Here is a 21,022-nt window from a genome sequence, read left to right as displayed (position 1 = left end):
GGGAACCGGTGAACAGCCACGACGTCACCGATGAACAGTGGGAGGGGCTCGCCCAGGTCGTTCCGTTGCGCGGGCGCGACGCCTGGCCGTCCTCGGTCGGGCACCGGGCGCTGCCGGAGGCGGTGACGGAGACCCGCCGCCGGTTCGTCGTCCTGCGGGTCAACGTGTTCGCGGACGCCCGCGAGGTCGCCGAGACGCTGATGACGGGCATCCCGGTCCTCCTGGACCTGACCAGCGCCGAGGGCGAGGTGGCCAAGCGGGTCCTGGACTTCAGCACCGGCGTCGTCTTCGGCCTGGCCAGCGGGATGCACCGGGTGGACCGCAACGTGTTCCTGCTGACCCCGGCCGGGACCGAGGTGAACGGCCTGATGGAGGGCGCGGCGGACGTCCCCGGAGTGTGACGGACCCGCCCGGTCCTGACGGCCGCGTCCCCCGATCGTAGGAACGCCTTCCGGGCAAAACGGTTCGCCCGTACGGCGCGGTCCTACGGTCCGGACATGGCAGCGTCACCCGCGTCGACGGCGTCCGTCACCCCGCTCCCGGACCGGCCCAGGGTCACCGAGCTGCGGCTGTCCGCCTTCGCCGGCCACCGGCGCGCCGTGCTGCCGTTCGGGCCGCTCACCGTGCTCGCCGGCCCCAGCGGCTGCGGCAAGACCACCGCCCTCCGGGCGTACGACGCACTCGCCCGCCTCGGCGGCGGCGCCGAGCTCGCGGTGGCGTTCCCCGACCCGGTCGCCTGCGTGCCCGAGCGGGCCCGGCCCGACGCCCAGCACCGCCGAGGTTTCCGCATCGGCTGCACGGCCGACGGGGCGGCGGGCCCGGTCCGCCTGGACGTCGCCGTGCAGGCGGAGCCCGAGCTGCGCATCGTGGGCGAACGACTGACGGCCGACGGGGTCGTGCTGCTGGAGACGGCCCTGCGCGACCCGGGCCGCCGCGCCGTGCAGGCCGCCTGGCACACGGCCGGGTCGGCGCCCGTGACCCGCGCCCCGCTGCCGGACGACCGGCTCGGCACCCCGCTGCTGCCGCTCAGGGTGGCCGGCAAGACGGACGGGCAGCGCAGGGTGCTGGCCGCGGCCGAGCAGATGGTGGTCGCGCTGCGTTCCGTCTTCGCCTGCGATCCGATGCCCGGCCGGATGCGGGAGCCCGTGCCCACCGGCTCCGGGCGCCTGCTCGGCGGCTGCGACAACCTCGCCGACGTGCTGTGGCGCACCCGCGCCGAGTGCGCACGGCGGCACGCGCGGTTCGTCGCGGCGGTACGCGCCGGATGCGCGGGCCCCGTCGCGGACGTCCTGGCCGAACCGGTCGTCGGCGGCGTGGTGCGCGCCCTGCTGGACCGGGGCGACGGCGTCCGCACCGGGCTCACCCGCCTCGGCTACGGCGAACTGCGCTACCTCGCCCTCGCGCTGGTGCTGTTCACCGGCCCGGGGGTGCTGGAGGTCGACCCGGCGGGCGAGGTGCCCGCCGCCCTGCAGACGCTCACCGTCCTCGCCGACGGTTTCGACCGCGGCCTGGACACGAGGCAGCGGGCGGAACTGCTGCGGCTGGCGGCCCACATGTGCGACCGCGGGCACATCCGCCTCGTCGCGGCGGTCGCCGACGCCTCCTGGGCGGCCGGGGCGGACGGCGTCACGGTGGTACACCTGGAGCCGTGACCGATCATCATCCCCTGGACCTCGCGGCACTGCAGCGCAGGCTGGCCGAGTTCGCCGCCGCGCGGCAGTGGCAGCCCTACCACACCCCCAAGAACCTGGCCGCCGCGCTCAGCGTGGAGGCGTCCGAACTCGTCGAGATCTTCCAGTGGCTGACGCCCGAGCAGTCGGCCGGCGTCATGACCGACCCGGACACCGCCCACCGGGTCCGGGACGAGGTGGCCGACGTACTGGCGTACCTGCTCCAGTTCTGCGAGGTGCTGGGCGTCGACCCGCTGGCCGCGTTGGAGGCCAAGATCGAGCGGAACGAGCTCCGCTTCCCGGTGCGCGGAGAGGAGTGACCAACTCCGCTATCACTCTCCGGAGTCGACAACGGGCCGGAAATCAATTTGTTGTCCGAAGATTTCCGCCTTCCTCTGGCTTTTCGTCCCACACGCCTTCACTCTGGGTAGTGGACAACGGAGTTCGGGCGGACGCGCCCTGGGCGCGTCGGACAAAGACGGGGGCAGCGCATGGACGCTGTGCGGCTCATCGTGACGAGTGGGCGTGCCCTGGCGGCCGGCGGCGAGGTGCCGGACGTCCTGACGGAGGTGTGGCAGGTGCAGGCCCTGGCGCAGGCGATCGGCAGTCGGCTGGCGGTCTACGGACCACCCGAACTGCGCGGCGAGGCGATCGGGCTGACCGAGCTGGCGGGCCGGGGCTGCGGAGTGCTGCGCACCCCTCAGCTGGCGCCGGGCGAGCTGCGCGCCGCCCAGCTGACCGAGCTGGGCGACGCCCGTCAGGCGCTGATGCGCCTGGGCACCCTGCTCGGCGAGACCGGCATCGCCCTGGTCGGCGTGGCCTGCGCCGCGGACGACGAGGCCACGTACTGGCAGTGCATGGAGGCCATCGACGCGGCGGACGAGTCCCGGGACCGGGTCCTGGAGATGCTGCGCAAACTGGCGGACCGGGACGCGGAGTTACCGGAGCGGGAGGCGGGCTAGCCACACCACCGGCCACCCGCCAGCAGCACCCGCGTACAGCTCAGTCGGCGCGCCGCTCCTCGCCCGCCGGCCGCCCCGGGTCCCCGGCCGACTGGAGGTCGGCGTCCAGGGCCGACAGGTCCGCGTTCAGCGCAGCCATGAGCTCCTCCATCTGCTGGAGCAGCCCCTTCGGTCGGGCATCCGCCCCGTCCTGCTGCGGCACGGTCTCTTCGGACATGGCGGCCTCCTCGGCCCCAGCCCCCACGGGGAGGCCGACACGGTTGACGCACCGGCGCACACGCCCCGGCGCGGACGCCGGACGATCCGGCTCCGCCCCGCCAAACGATCACCGTCCGGCCCGGTCACCGGCCTGCCGCGCACCGGGCCCGCGGTTGACGCGAATTCACCCGCCGGAGGCCCGGAAACGCCCCCGGAGCGGCCGGAGCCGGTGCGGCGCACCCGCGCCGAGCGGGCAGGATGGAGACATGGATCTCCGTATCTTCACCGAGCCCCAGCAGGGGGCCACCTACGACACCTTGCTCACGGTCGCCAAGGCCACCGAGGACCTCGGCTTCGACGCCTTCTTCCGCAGCGACCACTACCTCCGCATGGGCTCCGCGGACGGCCTCCCCGGCCCCACCGACGCCTGGATCACCCTGGCCGGCCTCGCCCGCGAGACCAAGCGCATCCGGCTCGGCACCCTCATGACCGCCGGCACCTTCCGGCTGCCCGGCGTCCTCGCCATCCAGGTCGCCCAGGTCGACCAGATGTCCGGCGGCCGCGTCGAGCTGGGCCTGGGCGCGGGCTGGTTCGAGGACGAGCACAAGGCGTACGGCATCCCCTTCCCGAAGGAGAAGTTCGCGCGCCTGGAGGAGCAGCTGGAGATCGTCACCGGGCTGTGGGGCACCGAGACCGGCAAGACCTTCGACTTCCACGGCAAGTTCTACGACCTCACCGAGTCGCCCGCGCTGCCCAAGCCCGCGCAGGCGAAGGTCCCGGTGCTCATCGGCGGCCACGGTGCGACCCGCACCCCGCGCCTCGCCGCGCGGTACGCCGACGAGTTCAACATCCCCTTCGCCTCGATCGAGGACACCGAGCGCCAGTTCGGCCGGGTGCGGGCCGCCGCAGAGGAGGCCGGCCGCCCGGCCGACGCCCTCACCTACTCCAACGCCCTGGTCGCCTGCGTCGGCAAGGACGACGCCGAGGTCGCCCGCCGCGCCGCCGTCATCGGCCGCGAGGTCGACGAGCTGAAGACCAACGGCCTGGCGGGCTCCCCGGCTGAGGTCGTCGACAAGATCGGCCGGTACGCCGCGGTCGGCGCCCGGCGGATCTACCTCCAGATGCTGGACCTCGATGACCTGGACCACCTGGAGCTGATCTCCTCCCAGGTCCAGTCCCAGCTGGCCTGAGACGGCCGTCCGAATAACCGAAGGCGCCGGTCACCCGCCCTGTGCGATGGTGTGACGGTCGTCCTGCCGGAGCCCCCGGGGAACACCGCCCGGGGGCTCCCGCACGTACGGCATCCCGCCGTACCACCCACCCGTCACATCCACCCAGCCGGAGAGGCCCTCCGCATGTTCCTGACCCTCACCACCACCGGTACTCCCGACCGCCCCGCGACCGACCTCGGTTTCCTGCTGCACAAGCATCCCGACAAGGCGCAGGCGTTCTCCACCTCCTTCGGCACGGCCCACGTGCTCTACCCGGAGGCGGAGGAACAGCGCTGCACGGCGGCGCTGCTGCTGGAGGTCGACGCGGTGGCGCTGGTCCGGCGCGGCAAGGGCAAGGGACGCGGCGGCGCCCCCGACGCGGCCCTCGCGCAGTACGTCAACGACCGCCCGTACGCGGCCTCCTCGCTCCTCGCCGTGGCGCTGAGCAACGTCTTCTCCAGTGCCATGCGCGGCGTGTGCAAGTCCCGCCCCGAGCGCGCGGCCGAGCCGCTGCCGCTGCGCGTCGGGATTCCGGCGCTGCCCGCCCGCGGCGGCCCCGACCTCGTACGGCGCCTGTTCGAACCGCTCGGCTGGACGGTCACCGTCGAGCCCGTCCCCCTGGACACCGAGTTCCCCGAGTGGGGCGACTCCCGCTACGTCCGCCTCGAACTGGAGTCCACGGCCCGCACCCTCGCCGAGGTCCTGCGCCACCTGTACGTCCTGCTGCCGGTGCTCGACGACGCCAAGCACTACTGGGTCGCCCCGGACGAGGTCGACAAGCTGCTGCGGGCCGGCGAGGGCTGGCTGCCGGGCCACCCGGAGCAGAAGCTGATCACCAGCCGCTACCTGTCCCGCCGCTGGTCCCTGACCCGCGAGGCGATGGACCGGCTGGAGCTGCTCCGGCTCGCCGAGACCGACGACAGCGACGTCGAGGAGATCGACAACGCCGTCGCGGCGGAGGCGGAGCAGGAGGAGAAGCCGACCCCGCTCGCCGTACAGCGCCGCGAGGCGATCCTCACCGCGCTGCGGGACAACTCCGCCGCCCGTGTTCTCGACCTCGGTTGCGGCGAGGGCCACCTGGTGCGCGAGCTGCTCAAGGAGCCGCGCTTCACGGAGATCGTCGGCGTGGACGTGTCGGTACGCGCGCTCACCATCGCCTCCCGGCGGCTCAAGCTGGACCGCATGGGCGAGCGGCAGGCCGCGCGCGTCCAGCTCTTCCAGGGCTCCCTCGCCTACACCGACAAGCGCCTGGGGGGCTACGACGCGGCCGTCCTCAGCGAGGTGATCGAGCACCTCGACCTGCCGAGGCTGCCCGCCCTGGAGTACGCCGTCTTCGGCTCGGCCCGCCCGCGCACCGTCGTCGTCACCACCCCCAACGTCGAGTACAACGTGCGCTGGGAGACCCTCCCGGCCGGCCACGTCCGCCACCGCGACCACCGATTCGAGTGGACCCGCGAGGAGTTCCGCACCTGGGCGGGCACGGTCGCCGAACGCCACGGGTACGCCGTCGAGTTCCGCCCCGTCGGCCCCGACGACCCCGAGGTGGGCCCGCCCACCCAGCTGGCCCTGTTCACCCTGACCACCACCGCGACCGAGAAGGAGGCGAAGGCTGCATGAACACCACCGACACCACCGACACCGCCCCGCGAGGGCGCGCCCTGCCGGTCACCGACCTCTCCCTCGTCGTGCTGATCGGCGCCTCCGGCTCCGGCAAGTCCACCTTCGCCCGGCGCCACTTCAAGCCCACCGAGGTCATCTCCTCCGACTTCTGCCGGGGCCTGGTCTCCGACGACGAGAACGACCAGAGCGCCAGCCGGGACGCCTTCGACGTCCTGCACTACATCGCCGGCAAGCGCCTCGCCGCCGGCCGCCGCACCGTCGTCGACGCGACCAACGTGCAGCAGGACGCCCGGCGCCAGCTCATCGACCTGGCCCGGAAGCACGACGTGCTGCCCATCGCCGTGGTCCTCGACGTCCCCGAGCAGGTGTGCGCCGAGCGCAACGCCACCCGCACCGACCGCGCCGACATGCCCCGCCGGGTCATCCAGCGCCACACCCGCGAACTCCGCCGCTCCCTGCGCCACCTGGAGCGCGAGGGCTTCCGCAAGGTGCACGTGCTGCGCGGCGCCGAGGACGTCGAGCACGCCACCGTCGTCACCGAGAAGCGCTACAACGACCTCACCCACCTCACCGGCCCCTTCGACATCGTCGGCGACATCCACGGCTGCGCGTCCGAGCTGGAGACCCTGCTCGGCAAGCTCGGCTACACCGACGGGGTCCACCCCGACGGCCGCACCGCCGTCTTCGTCGGCGACCTGGTCGACCGCGGCCCGGACAGCCCCGGCGTCCTGCGCCGCGTGATGTCCATGGTGAACTCGGGCAACGCCCTGTGCGTCCCCGGCAACCACGAGAACAAGTACGGCCGCCACCTGCGCGGCCGCAAGGTCCAGCACACCCACGGACTCGCCGAGACGATCGAGCAGATGGACGGCGAGAGCGAGGAGTTCCGCACCGAGGTACGGGAGTTCATCGACGGCCTGGTCAGCCACTACGTCCTCGACGGCGGCAAGCTGGTGGTCTGCCACGCCGGCCTGCCCGAGAAGTACCACGGCCGCACCTCCGGCCGGGTCCGCAGCCACGCCCTGTACGGCGACACCACCGGCGAGACCGACGAGTTCGGGCTGCCCGTGCGCTACCCGTGGGCCGAGGACTACCGGGGCCGCGCCGCCGTCGTCTACGGCCACACCCCGGTCCCCGAGGCGACCTGGCTCAACAACACCATCTGCCTGGACACCGGCGCCGTCTTCGGCGGCAAGCTCACCGCGCTGCGCTGGCCGGAGCGCGAGCTGGTCGACGTACCGGCCGAGCGGGTCTGGTACGAGCCGGCCAAGCCGCTGCGCACCGAGGCGCCCGGCGGACACGACGGCCGGCCGCTGGACCTGGCGGACGTGCACGGCCGCCGGGTGGTGGAGACCCGGCACGCGGGGCGGATCACCGTGCGCGAGGAGAACGCGGCGGCGGCCCTGGAGGTCATGAGCCGCTTCGCGACCGACCCCCGGCTGCTGCCCTACCTCCCGCCGACCATGGCGCCGACCGCCACCTCCGGCGTGGACGGCTATCTGGAGCACCCGGTGGAGGCCTTCGCGCAGTACGCGGCGGACGGTGTGGCGCGGGTGGTGTGCGAGGAGAAGCACATGGGCTCGCGGGCGGTGGCGCTGGTCTGCCGCGACGCCGACACCGCCCGCACCCGCTTCGGGGTGGACGGCGGCCCCGCCGGGTCCCTCTACACCCGTACCGGCCGCCCCTTCCTCGACGACGCTTCGGTCACCGAGGCGATCCTCGACCGGCTGCGCACCGCGATCGGCGAGGCCGGCCTGTGGGACGAACTGGCCACCGACTGGCTGCTCCTCGACACCGAGCTGATGCCCTGGTCGCTGAAGGCCGCCGGGCTGCTCCGCTCCCAGTACGCCGCCGTGGGCGCCGCCTCCGGCGCGGTGTTCCCGGGCGCGCTGGCCGCCCTGGAGGGCGCCGCCGCGCGCGGCGTCGAGGTCACCGACCTCCTCGCCCGCCAGCGGGCCCGGTCCGCCGACGCCGCCGCGTTCACCGACGCCTACCGGCGCTACTGCTGGCCCACCGACGGCCTGGACGGCGTCCACCTGGCCCCGTTCCAGATCCTCGCCGTCCAGGGCCGCAGCCTGGCCGCCCTGCCGCACGACGAACAGCTGGCCCTGATCGACCGGATGGTCGAGCACGACGGCAGCGGCCTGCTGCGCACCACCCGGCGGCTGTACGTCGACACCGCCGACCCCGAGTCGGTGCGCGCCGGCGTCGACTGGTGGCTGGAGATGACCGGCCGCGGCGGCGAGGGCATGGTCGTCAAGCCGGTCGGCGCGCTGGTGCACGACCCCAAGGGCCGCCTGGTGCAGCCCGGCATCAAGTGCCGGGGCCGCGAGTACCTGCGGATCATCTACGGCGCCGAGTACACGCGCCCCGACAACCTCGCCCGGCTGCGGCAGCGGTTCCTGGGTCACAAGCGGTCCCTGGCGATCCGCGAGTACGCCCTCGGTCTGGAGGCCCTGGACCGCATGGCGGACGGCGAGCCGCTGTGGCGGGTGCACGAGGCGGTGTTCGGCGTGCTGGCGCTGGAGTCGGAGCCGGTGGACCCGCGACTGTAGGACACGTTTTCGGCCGGGTTTCCCCTCTGGGGGAGGCTCGGCCGGACGTCGTGCCGCGAGACCCCACGTGTCCCTGGTTAACCGTCAGTTGCCGTGCTAACTTCGCAGGTCGGTCAGGCATGACAACCGACTCATGGGGGACAGTCGGTGGAGACAGGCGCGGGACTCGGCGGAGCCGAGGGCGACTCCGGACAGGCGCGGGGACTGGCACTGCTGCTGGAGCTGACCGAGGCCCTGTGCGGATTCGGCTGCACGGAGGACGCGCAGGGGCGCGTCCATTTCGCCTCGCTGCTCGAAGGGCAGCTGGGGCGTGCCGTCGACCTGCGCGGCGTCAAGCAGCGTGAGGACGTGGTCGTCCTCGTCCGCGCCGCCCTGAACGTGACGGGCGGCGAGCGCGTACTCGCCGACGTGGTGCGCATCCTCGAAGGAGGTCCCGCCGGCGACGAGGTGCTCCGGCTGGTCACCCCCGAACCGGCCGCCGCGCCTCAGGCACCGCCGGGCCCGCTCGGCCGTGACGACGAGAGCGCGGCGCGCGCCGTACTCGCCAGGGGCGAACTGCCCGCCGGAACGCTGCGCGACGACCTCGTCGAGGAACTGAGCGGCCTCGACCTGCCCACCGGCCTCCTGCCCGACCAGCTCTTCCTCCACGTACTGGCGTGGAACGCCCAGCCGGACGGCCTGCCGCCCGCCGTTCTCCTCCTCGACCGGGCGGCCCCGCTCGCCGCCGCACACGGCCACCGCGTCGCGCTGCGCGGCTGGGTCGACGAGTGGGCCGGGCGGGTCGGCCTGGCCCCCGAGCTGAAACGGCGCCGGGAGGCACGTGCGCGGACGGTGCGGGACCCGGACATCCCCCGCTGCCTGATCGTCGCCGTCGAACCGGCCCGCGACGGCACCGACGACGTCGTGGTGCGGCCCTGGCTCAACACCGCGCCGGGTCACTGGGACCCGCAGCCCGGAGCACCCGCGGTGACCACCCTGGAGGATCTCGGCCCGGCCGTGGACGACGCGCTGCGGCAGGGCGCCCGGCTCTGGGGAGGGCCGCAGGAGCCTGGTGCCGGTGGACAGGGCCGGCCGTCGGCGTACGTGGAGTTCGTCCTTCCGTACGACCTCCTCAACCACGATGTGGCCAGTCTGACGTACCGGATCGGCGACGGGCGGCCGTTGCCGCTCGGGCTGAAGTACGGCGTGCACCTACGGAGTCTGGAGCGGATGCGCACGGACGACGCGCTGGTCCGGCACCAGTGGCAGGAGCGCTGGCAGGCGCTGCGGCAGCACGGGGTCGGCGTGCACGGCTGGACCGAGCCGGACGCGCGGCGGCTCGACGCGTGGCAGGCGACCCTCGCGGGGGACACCAGGCACACGGCCGTGGTGCTGGACGCTCCGGCGGGCCTCTCCGCCATGGAGGCGCTCAAGGCCGCCATAGCGGAGGGCATCGGGCTGGCGGTGTGGGACCGCAGAGGGGCCTTCCCCGAGGAGCGGCGCGAAGTGGTGACGGCCGTGTTCGCGTCGGTGCCGACGCCCGGACAGATCCCGGTCGCCATCCACCGGCTGCGGCGGAGCGCCGAACTCAACCAGCAGGGCCCGGGCAGACTCCTGGGGCGGCACATCGGGTTCTTCTGGGATGATCCCACCCGAATCGTCGACATGCACACCATCGAACCCGGCGATCTCGCCGACGAGGAGGCACCGGCATGAGCACGCAGGAGCAGACGTCCCCGAACGGCTGGCGCGTGTTCCACGGCACCGGCCGGCCGCCGGTCGTCGCGCCCCCGCTGCCCCAGGCGCCGCCCTGGCGACGGTTCCTCGGCGCACCGGCCCAGCCCGCCCCGCCGGACGAGCCGGAGGCGGCGGTGCGCAGGCTGGGCCCCGGCGAGGTCACCCCGCAGCTCGGCCCCGAGGAGATCGACACCGTCAACGCCGCACTGCTGCTGCGCAGGCCGCTGCTGATCACCGGCCCGCCCGGCATCGGCAAGTCCACACTGGCCTACGTGATCTCCCGGGAACTGGGCCTCGGCCGGGTCCTGGAGTGGAACATCGTCAGCCGCACCACCCTGCGCGACGGGCTGTACGTCCACGACGCGATGGGCCGCGCGCAGGCCATCGCGGCCTGGCAGGCGGGCCTGCGCGGCACGGTCGCCCCCGAGGCCACGGCTGCCACGGGGGACGAACCGGACGGCGTCAACCCGGCGGTCGTATCATCGGAACGTCAACTCCCGCCCGTACTGGGGGACTTCATCACCCTCGGCCCCCTGGGCACCGCCCTGCTGCCCTACGATCGTCCCCGGGTGCTCCTCGTCGACGAACTCGACAAGAGCGACATCGACCTGCCGAACGACCTGCTGCACGTCCTGGAGAACGGAAGTTATGAGGTCCCGGAACTGGTGCGCGACGCCGCGGACACCGCGCGCGTGCACACCAGCGACCCCGCGGGCCAGGCGCTGGTGCGGGACGGACACGTCGAGTGCCGGGAGTTCCCGGTCGTGGTGATCACCAGCAACGGAGAGCGCGAGTTCCCCGCGGCCTTCCGCCGCCGCTGCCTGCCCCTGGAGCTGCGCACCCCCGACCACGAGCAGCTGCTCGCCCTGGTGGAGGGGCACTTGGGCGTCCGTCCCGAGGGCACCGAGGACCTCGTGGACGAGTTCGTACGACGGATCCGCTCCGGCGGCACCCACTCCCTGGATCAGCTACTCAACGCTGTCCAGATGACTACCGCGGGTGGTTTCCAGGCGGCCGGTGACGGGCGTAAGCTCGTGGAAATGCTGCTCCGCGACCTCGCGAAGGGCCGCTGAATGACCGGCTTTCCCAGGGAGCGCGCATCCGGACCGGGCGACGGTGATCCCGTATCAGGGACGTCGCCTCCGTCGGCGTTCCCCGAGTCCGTCGAAGGCGCGAACGGGTACGGAGCGGCGCCCGGCGCTGCCCCGGCCCGGCAGGCGTCCGCCCGCGACCAGCCGCACCCGGACGGGAGCGAACCGTCCGACGCGCACTGGCGGGAGGTCGCCGAGGCGGTCTGGCTCGCCGCGTACTGGGACCGGCACGGCGGCCCGGACGGCGGCCGTCCGGAACCGGAGTCCGAGCCCGCACGCGCCCACGCTCACCCGCGTCTCCCACGGGCGGGCGAGAGCGGGAGTGCGCCCGGAACCGGAGCGGAGGACGCACGCCCGCCCGAGCCGTCCGCGACCGACGACGGCGCCGACACCACCGACTCCGGCCCCGGAACGGCCCCGCGGCCGACCGCCCCCGGCACCGGCGTCCCCGCCGATCCCGCGCCGCAGCCCGACCTCGCCGACGGCACCGCGCCCACCGACCCCCGGGACGCCACACTCCCCGAACAGGGCACCCGACGGCGGCTGTTACCCGACACCGAGGGCACCTTCACGCTGCACATCGGGCGCCCGCTGCTGCCCACCGAGGAACGCCCCCAGCCCGGCCCCGGCCGCACCACCGCACTGCTCGCCCGCGCCCTGCACCGGCTGGCCCGGCGCATCCCCTCCCGGCACACCCTGGAACTCGACGAGGAGGCCACCGCCGAGCAGGGCGTGTCCGACGGCCTCTGGCTGCCCTTCCTGCGGCCCGCCCGGGCCACCGCCTTCGACCTCGTGCTGCTCGTCGACGACGCCCCGACCATGCGCATCTGGCAGGAGACCTGCGCCCGCCTCACCGAGGCCGCCGAGCACAGCGGCGCCTTCCGCGGCGTCCGCGCCGTCCGCGTGCACCTGCCGCGCACCGGCACCGCCACCCTGCGCCGCCCCGACGACCGCGCCCCCGCCGACCCCGCCGAACTCCTCGACGGCCGGGGCGGCCGGGTCTTCCTCGTCGTCACCGACGGACTCGCCCACGGCTGGGCCGCCCAGGCCGCCGACGACCTGCTCGGCCGCCTCGGCCACGCCGGCCCCACGGCCCTCGTCCACCTGCTGCCGCCCCACCTGCGGCACCGCACCTCCCTCTACCCGTACCAGGCGGTCCTGGAGGCCGGCGGGTTCGGCGCCCCCAACGAAGGCCTCGGCCACTGGGCCCCGCCCGGCGGCCCCGACCCGCTGCGCCCGCTGCCCGAGGCCGGCGACGGCTCCCTGCCGGTGCCCGTGCTCTCCCTCAAGCCCGGCTCGCTCGGCACCTGGGCCGACCTCGTCACCGGCGAGCGGGGCGTACGCCGGTCCCTGCCCGTCGTGCTCGCCGGCGCCCTCGCCAAGGGCGCGCCCGCGCCGGGCCTGCGCGCGCCCCGGCTGCCGCGCGCCGCCACCGCCGCCGTGCGCCGCTTCTTCACCCTCGCCACACCGGCCGCACGCCGGCTCGCCACTCAACTGGCCGCCGTGCCCTTCGACTTCGACCTCGTGGAACAGCTGCGACGCCGCACCATGCCGGAGACCGGACCCGACCACCTCGCCGAGATCCTCATGGGCGGGCTGATCGACTGGAACAGCGGCGGAGAGGGCCGCCCGGAGTTCGCCGACGGCGTCCGCGAGGCACTGCTCGCCACCACCACCCGCAGCCAACTCGCCCGCACCGTCAGCATGGTGGGCGAGCTGCCGGCCGCCGGCACCCGCGGCGTCGCGCTGCGCGCCGCGCTGCACGACCCGGCCGGAGCCGCCCTGCCCGACCCCGCCGAACGGGGCTGGGCACGCAGCGAACTGGCCGTGATGCGCGCCCTCTCGGGCCCCTACTCCGACCGGGCCAGGCGCATCGAACCCCGACTCTCCGGGCGCCCGCCGTCCGGTGCGGCCGAACGGGTGGGCACCGGTTTGCCCCCGGGTACACCCACTGAGGTGAACCCTGCGGGCGGCGGGGGATCATCCGGCGGCCGAGCAGGCAGGGATCCAGCGTCGAACAACCCCGACGAACCTGGAGACCCCGTGCCGCCCCTGGTAACCGACGCCACCCCACCCGAAGCCCCGGAGGCTGAGCAGCTCATGCAGAGCACCACGACCGCGACGCCCGCCATGCTGGTGAACGTGCCCCTGCGCAACACCTCGTTCGTCGGCCGGCAGGGACTGCTGAGGGCCGTGGAGGAGCAACTGGGTGCCCAGGACACGGCCGCGGTCCTCCCGCACGCGCTGCACGGACTCGGCGGCGTCGGCAAGTCCCAGCTCGCCCTGGAGTACATCTACACCCACCAGCACGACTACCGGGTGATCTGCTGGATCCCCGCCGAACGCGAGAGCCTCATCCTGGCCGCGCTGGGCAACCTCGCCGCCCAGCTGGGCGTCGCCCCCTCCAGTCAGGACCGCGCGGGTGCGCCGGCCGCCAACACCGCCGTGCCCGCCGTGCTGGAGGCACTGCGCAACGGGACGCCGTTCAACGACTGGCTGCTCGTCTTCGACAACGCCGAGGACGTCGAGGCGGTACGCCAGTACTTCCCCACCAACGGGCCGGGCAAGGTCATCGTCACCTCCCGGAACCGGGCCTGGGAACGCGTGGCGACCCCGCTGCCGGTGAACGTCTTCGACCGCGCCGAGTCCGTCGAGCTGCTCCAGAAGCGTTCGCCCGACCTGAGCACCGAGGACGCCGACCGGCTCGCCGAGGCCCTCGGCGACCTGCCGCTCGCCGTCGAGCAGGCCGGCGCCTGGCGCGCGGTCACCGGGATGCTCGTCGACGAGTACCTCGACCTGCTCGCCCAGCGCAGCCCCGAGATCCTGGAACTCGACCCGGCACCCGACTACCCGGTCTCCGTCGCCGCCGCCTGGGACCTCTCGCTGGAGCGCATCCAGCAGAACAACCCCGGCGCCCGCCAGCTCCTCGACATCTGCGCCAGCATGGCCCCGGAGCCCATTCCGCGCTCCATCCTCCGCGGCAGCCGGGGCGTCAGCATCACGCCCGAGGTCGACCCGCTGCTGCGCCAGTCGATCCGGCTGAACCGCGCGGTGCGCGACCTCAGCCAGTTCTCCCTCATCAGGGTCGACCCGCGCGCCGACACCCTCCAGATGCACCGCCTGCTGCAGACCGTGCTCCTGGCCAAGCTGGGCGAGGAGGAGCGCGAGCGGATGCGCGGCGCCGCGCACCAGCTGCTGTCCGCGGCCAAGCCGGGCCCGTACGGCTCCTCCCTCGAATGGCCCGCCTACCAGGCGCTGCTGCCCCACGTCCTGGCCTCGCAGGCCGTGAGCAGCTCCGACACCTGGGTGCGGGACCTGGTCGCCGACACCGTCTGGTTCCTCTACTACTGGGGCGACCACGAGGGTGCCGCGGACTTCGCGCGGGAGGCCTGGAACCGCTGGCTCGCCGCTTCCGGCGAGGAGGACATCCACGTCGTCCGCATGACGAAGAGCTTCTCCTTCCTGCTGCGGCAGACCGGGCAGGTGCCGGAGTCGATCCCGCTGATCGAGAAGGCGCTGGAGACCTCCCGCCGGCTGGAGGTCGAACCGGAGGAACTCATCGACTCCCTGTGCGAGATGGCCGACGCCCGCGGCTACCAGGGCCGGCTGGAGGAGGCACGGAGCGTGAGCCGGGAGGCCACCGAGCTGGCCCGGTCCCTCTTCGGCACCGACGACCCCGCCACCCTGCGGGCGACGCACTCGTGGGGCGTCAACCTCCGGCTGGTCGGGGAGTTCCGCGAGGCCCTGCGGCTGGACCAGGAGAACGCCCGGCTGCGCGACCTGCTGTTCGGCCCGGCCAGCTTCTTCACCCTCAACACCCTCAACGGCCTGGCCATCGACATGCGCGAGAGCGGCGACTACCCGGGCGCCCGCGACTTCCAGGAGGACGTGTACCTCCGGGCCCGCACCGCGTTCGGCGACGAGCACCCGCTCACCCTGCGCATCGCCCGCAACCTCGCGGTCTGCCGGCGCCGCGACGGGGCGGTCGACAAGGCGGCCAAGCTCACCGAGGAGACGCTGCGGCGCTTCGTCAACCGGTACGGCAGCGACCACTTCGACTCGCTGGCGACCGCGACCAACCTCTCCGTCGACCGGCGCCTCGCCGGTGACCTCGACAGCTCGCGGCAGCTCGCCGAGGACACCGTCCGGCGCTACGAGCAGCGGCTCGGCGCCAACCACCTGTGCACCCTGCTGACCCGTGCCAACCTGGCCGCCACGCTGCGCAGCCTCGGCGCCCTGGACAGCGCGCAGGAGGAGGAGGACGACGCGGCCCGCCGGCTGGCAGAGACGGTGGGGGAGCGGCACGTCACCACGCTGACCACCGCCATCGGACAGGCCAGCACGGCCTACGCCCGGCTGGACTTCGACCGGGCCCGCGAGATCGACGAGGCCAACCTGCCGCTGCTCGCCGAGGTCGCCGGCGAGGACCACCCGCTCACCCTCGCCTGCACCGCCAACCTCGCGCTCGACCTGCGGGGCCTGGGCCGGGGCGCGGAGGCCGACGAACTGGAGCGCCGGGCCGTCGAGGGCTTCACCGAGAAGGTCCGCGCCGACCACCCCTGGCTCACCGCCGCACGCCGCCGCCGCCGCATCGAGTGCGACATGGCTCCGATGCCGCTGTAGCCTCCGGCGGTCGGGCGGGGTGCCGGGCTCGGCGAGCGCGGCACCCGGCGGTACGTGGTGGGTGCCGTGACCGTCGGGCAGTCGTCCGGGACGTGCGCTGTGGGCCGCGGCAGGTGTCGGCGCCGATGCCTCCGTGGATGCCGGGCGCGGCGGGCGCACGTCGGGCGCCGCAGCCGGGCAGGCAGGGCACCGGGCCCGTGCTCGGCGAGCTGGACACCGGGTGCGCCCACGCCCGTGCGGGACCGCGCCAGGTGCCGGGTGCGTCAGGGGAGTACTGGGCGCCCCCCGTATCCGGGTGCGGGGTCAGCCCAGGTCCGCCGGTGCCGTCGTCGTGCCGTCCTGGGAGGGCGGCGAGGCGAGGCGGGCCGGGGGAGGACGTCGGGTGCGGTCGCGTTCGGCAAGGCGGCGGGTCAGGAGCAGGAGCGGCTGGGTGAACAGGGTGGTGGCGAGGGCCATGAGGACCAGCACCGTGTACAGCGCGGGGGAGAGCAGGCCCGCTCGAAGGCCGGCGTCGAGGGCGATCAGCTCGGTGAGGCCCCGGGCGCTGAGGAGCACGCCGACGGTCCGCGCGTCGTGCCGGTCCAGTCCGCCGAGCCGGGCGGCGAGCGTCCCGCTGCCGACCTTCGTCACGACCGCCAGCACCGTCACCACCAACAGGACGGCCCAGCCCGTGCCGTCCATGCCGTTCAGCGTCACCGACTGACCCGAGAGCACGAAGAAGAACGGCAGCAGCAGCGAGCTGACCTCGTGCAGCGGACGCAGCAGGTCCGGATCGAGCGTGCCGCCCTCCTCGCGAGGGACCACCACCCCCGCGAGCAGCGCACCGAAGATCACATGCAGGCCCAGGGAGTGCGTCACCCACGCCGACCCGAGAGCGAACCCGATGAGCAGCGCCAGCCGCAGCGAGGGCTCCAGCCGCGTCCGCCACAGCAGCCGGCGCAGCACCGGCCGGGCCGCGAGCAGCATCACGGTGACGAAGCCGACGGCCAGCACCACCCGCCACGGCCAGTCCAGCGCCGTCGCCTCGCCGCCGTCCATCAGCGCCGCGGCCAGCACCGTCCAGCAGACCGCGTCCAGCACCCCGGCCGCGGACACCGCCACCACCCCCGGAACCGACCGGGACAGCTCGTTCTCCCGCACGATGGCTGTCAGCACGGGCACCGCCGTTATCGACAGGGCGATCCCGGCGAACACCACCATGGCGGGGGACGGCTCCCGCGGCATGCCCAGGTCGTGCAACTGCTCCCGGAACAGCAGCGCGCCCCCGCAGCCCACCGCCATCGGCACCACGAACGAGGCCAGGGCCACGGTCAGCGAGGTGCGGGCCCGGTCGCCGAGGATCTTCAGATCCAGCTCGTAGCCCACCGCGAACAGGAAGACCACCAGCGCGAACTGCGCGAAGCCGGTCAGTGCCGGCCCGATCTCGGAGGGGAAGAGCGCCGCGTACGCGTCCGGAGCCACCGTGCCGAGCAGGGAGGGACCGAGCGCGATGCCCGCCGACAACTGGCCCACGATGTACGGCTGCTTCAACCTCCGGGCCAGCCAGCCCGCCGCGTGGGCGGCCACCAGCACGAGGGCCGAGGCCCCCACGAAGTGCGTGATCAGCGCGTCAGGGCTCATCCTGTCCCCCCGTTGGTCCGACGGCCCGCTGTTCGGCGGCCCCGCGTTCGAAGCGTTCCCACGAATACGGCTCAACTTGCCTAGAATGAAAATGATCTGACGGTCCATCGAGAGCCGTAAGTCGTACACGGACAATCACCAGGGTCACGGGGGGCACATGACGGCGGTCGTCTTCATCCACGGCACAGGAGTGCGCGAACCGGGCTTCTCTGCGCTCGCGGGGCGCTTCTCCGTCGGAGTGACGGCACTGCGCGACGGCCTGCGCGTCGTCCCGTACTACTGGGGCGGCGAGCACGGCGCCGCGCTGGCCGCCGGCGGGGCGAGCCTGCCCCCCGCCTCCGGTACCGGCCGGGGCCCGCTCGCGGCGGACGCCCCCGGCGACGACGACACCGCCGACTGGGCGGCCCTCTACGCCGACCCGTACGCCGAACTGGCGCTCGCCGCCGCCGGTTCGCCCCCGCCCGCGGAGTTGCCGCCCGGCTCCCTGCCACCGGACCAGCACCTCCGGACCCGGCTCGCCGCCCTCGCCGCCGAGGGCGACGGACCGGCGGCCGAGCTGGGGCCCGGCCTGGCCCGCGCCGCCGTCGACCTGGCGGCCCATCCGCTGCTGGCCGCCGCGGCCGCCTCCCTCGCCCCGGACGACCTCGCCGAGGCCGCGGCCCGCTGCCTGACCGCCCGGGTCGTCGCCGGCCTCCTCGACTCGGACGCGCCCCTCGTGCCCGTCGGCGCCACCCGGGACGCCGTCGCCGGCCGGCTCTCCGCCGCCCTCGGGGCATCCGCCCGCGGCACGGAGCGCGGCGTGCGTTCCCTGGCACTGCGGGTCGCGGGCTCCGCGGCCTCCCGCGCCGTCGTACGCCGCCGCCGCGCCCTCACCGAGGCCGCCCACCCCGCCGCCGGTGACGTCCTGCGCTACCTCAGCCGGGGCGAGGCGGTCCGCGCCGGACTGCGCACCCTGATCGCCGGACTGGAGCCGCCCGTCGCGATCGTCGCCCACAGCCTCGGCGGCATCATCGCCCTGGACACCCTGGTCCTCACCCCACTGCCCCAGGTCCGGCTGCTGGTCACCGCCGGTTCCCAGGCACCCTTCCTGTACGAGTCCGGGTCCCTGCCCTCCCTCGAACACCCCGCGCCCCTGCCGGCCCACGTCCCCGACTGGCTGAACCTCTACGACCCCCGGGACCTGCTCTCCTACCTCGGCGCCGGCCTGTTCCCCGGCCGGGTCACCGACGTGGCCGTCGACAGCCGCCAGCCGTTCCCCGCCGCGCACAGCGCCTACTGGACCAACCCGGCCGTGTACCGGGCCATCGCGGACCGGCTCCCGTGACCGGCCCGACGCCCGCCCCGGCCATGGACCCCGCCCGCGTGCACGCCCTCGTCGTCGGCGTCGAGACCTACGACGCCGGCCCCGGCTGGGACCTGCCCGGACCCGCCCGGGACGCCGTCCGCTTCCACCGCCTGCTGCGCGCCGCCGGAGTACCGGACGCCAACATCCGCCTCCACCTCGCGCCGTTGCCGCCGTACGTCCCCGAAGTCCCCTACGCCCCCGCCGACCACGCCACGCTGCGCCGGCAGTTCGTACGCGAACTGCCGACCGCCCGGGGCGACGTGCTCTGGGTCTGGTGGGGCGGGCACGGCGTCCTCGACCGGGCCGGGCACCTGCGGCTGTTCTGCGCGGACGCCACCACCGAGGACAAGCTGGGCATCGACCTGGACTCCGCGCTGGAACGCTACGCCGGGGACGCCGTGCCGGGCCTCGCGGACCAGCTGTGGCTGGTGGACGCCTGCGAGACCTTCGAGGAGGCGCTCGCCTTCCGGGAGCCGCTGCCGCCGGACGCGCTGCCCGTCGGCAGGCGTGGCACCGCGCACCGGCAGACCGTGCTGCGCGCCGCCGGACGGGGCCGGACCGCGGCCAACGACCCGGTGCGCGCGACGGGTCTGTTCTCCGACGTCCTGCTCGCCCTGCTGGCCGACCGGGCGGCCGTACTGCCCGCCCCGCCCGATCCGGAGGAACTGTTTCCGGCCGTGCGAGCGCGTATCGCAGCCCTCAGGGAGGCGGGTCGTACTCTGCAGTATCCCGAGATCCGGCTGCAGAGCCCCGAACGCACCGAGGTCCTCGTCCCGGCGGTGCCCGGCGGCCGGGAGCGGCCGGCCACCCCGCTGCTGCGGGCCGTGGACGCGCTCCTCGCCTATCCGCTGATGAGCGACCCGGCCGAGCGGCAGACAGTGGTCGCCGCGCTGGACCCGGGCGTCACCGGGATACTTCCCCGTCACTCCAAGGCGCGCACGGACGCGGCCGGCATCCTGGGCGGGCTCCTGAGGCGCCGTCCGCAGGCGCTGTGGGATCTGTTCGACGCCGTGGTGACGGTCGACGACGACCCGGATCGGAAGGGCGAACTCGCGGAGGCGATAAGGGAATTGGCGGACTCCGCGGGACGCTCGCACACCAGGTGATGATCGGGTGGCGTGATCGTACGGTTTTCGACATGCGTTCAAATGGCCATGATGGAAAGAGACGCGGGGCATCGAGTGCCACCGTGCGAGAAGGGGGAGCATCTTGGACCAGCCGCCCGCTCTGCGCCATGCCGAAGCCGCCGCCCGTGCGCGACCGGCCGCCCCCGGGCGCGCCGACGCCGTCTGGGAGTCGGATCTGGCGGACGTCGCGGCGCTGCCCCTGACCGCCGTGGACGGTCTCACGCCGCTCGGCCCCACCGCCCGCCTGCTCGAAGAGGTCCTGCGCGCCCGCGGCGGCGTCAGAGGGGGCAGCGAGGGCGGTGGCGGCGGCGCCCGGGCCGAATAGCCGCCGCCCGCACCCGACCACAGAGCTCATCGCGTCCGACCCCGCAGCCCGGCCCGGCCCCGGCGACCCCGACGGCGTCGGAACCCGACGGGACCGCGTGCCCGCCGGGGTTCGGGCATGCCCGCCCCGACCCGGAGGTCCCCGCCCATGACCAGCGAGCCGCGCCCCGCCCCGTTCCGCGTACCGGACCGGCTCTTCGCGGAACTGGCCGCCGGAGGCGGTTCCGCGGAGGCCGTCGCCTTCCTGGAGCGCGGCGAACGGGCCCGGCGGCTGCTCCTGCTGCGGACGCTGCTGGACCGGCTCGCCCCACTGCCGACGCCCCTGACACCGGTCGCGGAGGCCTGGGAGGTGTTCAAGGCGGCCGCCGAGCGGGCGCCCGAGGCGGTCGACGCGCTGCTGCTCGCGCCGACCACCGGCGGCTGGATCGCCCACATGCTCCGCCGGGTGCACGGCACCGCGACCGGGCCGCCGCTGTGGGCCGAGGCCGGCCGGCTGAACGTCCTGGCGGTCACCGCGGCACTGCACGCGGGCGTGGACTCGGCCCTGACGGTCCCGCTGGCCGACGGCGGCCTGCACCTGCCGGGCCTGGGCCTGCTCCGCCTCCCGGACGCACCGCCGGGCCCGTCCGTCGCCCGGGCCACCACGAGGACGGGCGAACTGACCCTCACCGGCCCTCCGGACCACGCCCCCCGGTCATCGGTGACATGCCGCCCGAAAACCGCTCCGACGAAGAACCCGCCTCCGAACCACCCGCCGGCGCCCCCTGCCGCCGGACCGGACAGCGCGGGCGGTGCTGCGACACCGACGAACCAGTTCCGGAGAGGTTCCCCGGTGTCTCCGTCCGCCGGTGGGGACGACGGTGAGGGCTCGTCCTCTGGCGCGGTGCCCTCGGCTTCCGGCGCGACGCCCCCCACCACCGGCACGGACCCCTGGCTCCCCCTCCGCACCCTCACCCACCC

Annotated in this window: 15 protein-coding genes and 1 pseudogene; 14 read left to right on the top strand and 2 right to left on the bottom strand. The window is 74.4% G+C overall.

Annotated features, from left to right (window positions below):
* The first annotated feature begins 8 nt into the window (after positions 1-8).
* The 4 genes from KUM03_RS05940 (at position 9) to KUM03_RS05925 (ending at position 2,632) form a co-directional block, all read left to right on the top strand.
* Entirely contained in the window at positions 9-401 is a 393-nt protein-coding gene (locus KUM03_RS05940) for a cell division protein SepF (protein ID WP_217245942.1), read from the top strand.
* 96 nt (positions 402-497) lie between these two features.
* Entirely contained in the window at positions 498-1,652 is a 1,155-nt protein-coding gene (locus KUM03_RS05935; protein ID WP_217245941.1) for an ATP-binding protein, read from the top strand.
* Positions 1,649-1,990: a nucleotide pyrophosphohydrolase gene (locus KUM03_RS05930; RefSeq protein ID WP_217245940.1), complete on the top strand. Its 342-nt coding sequence runs from the start codon at positions 1,649-1,651 to the stop codon at positions 1,988-1,990. The genes KUM03_RS05935 and KUM03_RS05930 overlap by 4 nt, the downstream gene beginning before the upstream one ends.
* Before the next feature lie 171 nt (positions 1,991-2,161).
* Positions 2,162-2,632, top strand: coding sequence for a DUF6099 family protein (locus KUM03_RS05925; RefSeq protein WP_217245939.1), 471 nt, complete (start codon positions 2,162-2,164; stop codon positions 2,630-2,632).
* A gap of 40 nt (positions 2,633-2,672) precedes the next feature.
* Here the strand turns inward: KUM03_RS05925 and KUM03_RS05920 are convergent, their stop codons facing one another.
* Positions 2,673-2,849 carry a hypothetical protein gene (locus KUM03_RS05920; protein ID WP_217245938.1) on the bottom strand — a complete coding sequence of 59 codons (177 nt, stop codon included), beginning with the start codon at positions 2,847-2,849 and terminating at the stop codon, positions 2,673-2,675.
* Positions 2,850-3,096: 247 nt separating this feature from the next.
* On the opposite strand from KUM03_RS05920, the gene KUM03_RS05915 reads away from it, so the two are divergent.
* The 6 genes from KUM03_RS05915 to fxsT all read left to right on the top strand — a co-directional run bounded on the left by KUM03_RS05915 (position 3,097) and on the right by fxsT (position 15,646).
* The gene (locus tag KUM03_RS05915) at positions 3,097-4,020 is read left to right on the top strand and encodes an LLM class F420-dependent oxidoreductase (RefSeq protein WP_217245937.1); all 924 of its coding nucleotides are present in this window, start codon (positions 3,097-3,099) and stop codon (positions 4,018-4,020) included.
* Positions 4,021-4,185: 165 nt separating this feature from the next.
* Positions 4,186-5,658: a 3' terminal RNA ribose 2'-O-methyltransferase Hen1 gene (locus KUM03_RS05910; protein ID WP_217245936.1), complete on the top strand. Its 1,473-nt coding sequence runs from the start codon at positions 4,186-4,188 to the stop codon at positions 5,656-5,658.
* The gene (locus tag KUM03_RS05905) at positions 5,655-8,216 is read left to right on the top strand and encodes a polynucleotide kinase-phosphatase (RefSeq protein WP_217245935.1); all 2,562 of its coding nucleotides are present in this window, start codon (positions 5,655-5,657) and stop codon (positions 8,214-8,216) included. Before KUM03_RS05910 ends, KUM03_RS05905 begins: the two co-directional genes overlap by 4 nt.
* Positions 8,217-8,363: 147 nt before the next feature.
* A complete protein-coding gene (locus tag KUM03_RS05900) occupies positions 8,364-9,911 on the top strand; it encodes a hypothetical protein (protein WP_217245934.1) in 1,548 nt (515 codons plus the stop codon).
* Positions 9,908-11,005 (top strand): MoxR family ATPase, encoded by a 1,098-nt coding sequence (locus KUM03_RS05895; protein ID WP_217245933.1) that lies wholly within the window; start codon positions 9,908-9,910, stop codon positions 11,003-11,005. The genes KUM03_RS05900 and KUM03_RS05895 overlap by 4 nt, the downstream gene beginning before the upstream one ends.
* The gene (fxsT, locus tag KUM03_RS05890) at positions 11,006-15,646 is read left to right on the top strand and encodes an FxSxx-COOH system tetratricopeptide repeat protein (protein WP_217245932.1); all 4,641 of its coding nucleotides are present in this window, start codon (positions 11,006-11,008) and stop codon (positions 15,644-15,646) included.
* Between the two features lie 303 nt (positions 15,647-15,949).
* On the opposite strand, the gene KUM03_RS05885 is transcribed toward fxsT, so the two are convergent.
* Positions 15,950-17,266: a cation:proton antiporter gene (locus KUM03_RS05885; RefSeq protein ID WP_217245931.1), complete on the bottom strand. Its 1,317-nt coding sequence runs from the start codon at positions 17,264-17,266 to the stop codon at positions 15,950-15,952.
* A gap of 157 nt (positions 17,267-17,423) precedes the next feature.
* Here KUM03_RS05885 and KUM03_RS05880 point away from each other — a divergent pair, with 157 nt between their 5' ends.
* The 4 genes and pseudogenes from KUM03_RS05880 to KUM03_RS05865 all read left to right on the top strand — a co-directional run.
* Positions 17,424-18,590: a hypothetical protein gene (locus KUM03_RS05880; RefSeq protein WP_217245930.1), complete on the top strand. Its 1,167-nt coding sequence runs from the start codon at positions 17,424-17,426 to the stop codon at positions 18,588-18,590.
* Entirely contained in the window at positions 18,587-19,717 is a 1,131-nt protein-coding gene (locus KUM03_RS05875) for a caspase family protein (protein ID WP_308406259.1), read from the top strand. The genes KUM03_RS05880 and KUM03_RS05875 overlap by 4 nt, the downstream gene beginning before the upstream one ends.
* A gap of 103 nt (positions 19,718-19,820) precedes the next feature.
* The gene (locus tag KUM03_RS05870) at positions 19,821-20,063 is read left to right on the top strand and encodes a hypothetical protein (protein ID WP_217245929.1); all 243 of its coding nucleotides are present in this window, start codon (positions 19,821-19,823) and stop codon (positions 20,061-20,063) included.
* Positions 20,064-20,210: 147 nt separating this feature from the next.
* Positions 20,211-21,022, top strand: a pseudogene (locus tag KUM03_RS05865) (HEXXH motif domain-containing protein); the annotation flags it as partial.

This window comes from Streptomyces sp. AC602_WCS936 (genome assembly GCF_019049125.1).
In the GTDB taxonomy this organism is placed as follows: Bacteria; Actinomycetota; Actinomycetes; order Streptomycetales; family Streptomycetaceae; genus Streptomyces.
This window is presented reverse-complemented; position numbering and strand designations above follow the sequence as displayed.

What these genes read in the sequence shown, in the direction of transcription:
- KUM03_RS05935 (WP_217245941.1), top strand. Translation starts at nt 498, where the DNA reads ATGGCAGCGTCACCCGCGTCGACGGCGTCCGTCACCCCGCTCCCGGAC.
- KUM03_RS05925 (WP_217245939.1), top strand. Translation starts at nt 2,162, where the DNA reads ATGGACGCTGTGCGGCTCATCGTGACGAGTGGGCGTGCCCTGGCGGCC.
- KUM03_RS05920 (WP_217245938.1), bottom strand. Translation starts at nt 2,849, where the DNA reads ATGTCCGAAGAGACCGTGCCGCAGCAGGACGGGGCGGATGCCCGACCG.
- KUM03_RS05915 (WP_217245937.1), top strand. Translation starts at nt 3,097, where the DNA reads ATGGATCTCCGTATCTTCACCGAGCCCCAGCAGGGGGCCACCTACGAC.
- KUM03_RS05910 (WP_217245936.1), top strand. Translation starts at nt 4,186, where the DNA reads ATGTTCCTGACCCTCACCACCACCGGTACTCCCGACCGCCCCGCGACC.
- KUM03_RS05905 (WP_217245935.1), top strand. Translation starts at nt 5,655, where the DNA reads ATGAACACCACCGACACCACCGACACCGCCCCGCGAGGGCGCGCCCTG.
- KUM03_RS05895 (WP_217245933.1), top strand. Translation starts at nt 9,908, where the DNA reads ATGAGCACGCAGGAGCAGACGTCCCCGAACGGCTGGCGCGTGTTCCAC.
- fxsT (WP_217245932.1), top strand. Translation starts at nt 11,006, where the DNA reads ATGACCGGCTTTCCCAGGGAGCGCGCATCCGGACCGGGCGACGGTGAT.
- KUM03_RS05885 (WP_217245931.1), bottom strand. Translation starts at nt 17,266, where the DNA reads ATGAGCCCTGACGCGCTGATCACGCACTTCGTGGGGGCCTCGGCCCTC.
- KUM03_RS05880 (WP_217245930.1), top strand. Translation starts at nt 17,424, where the DNA reads ATGACGGCGGTCGTCTTCATCCACGGCACAGGAGTGCGCGAACCGGGC.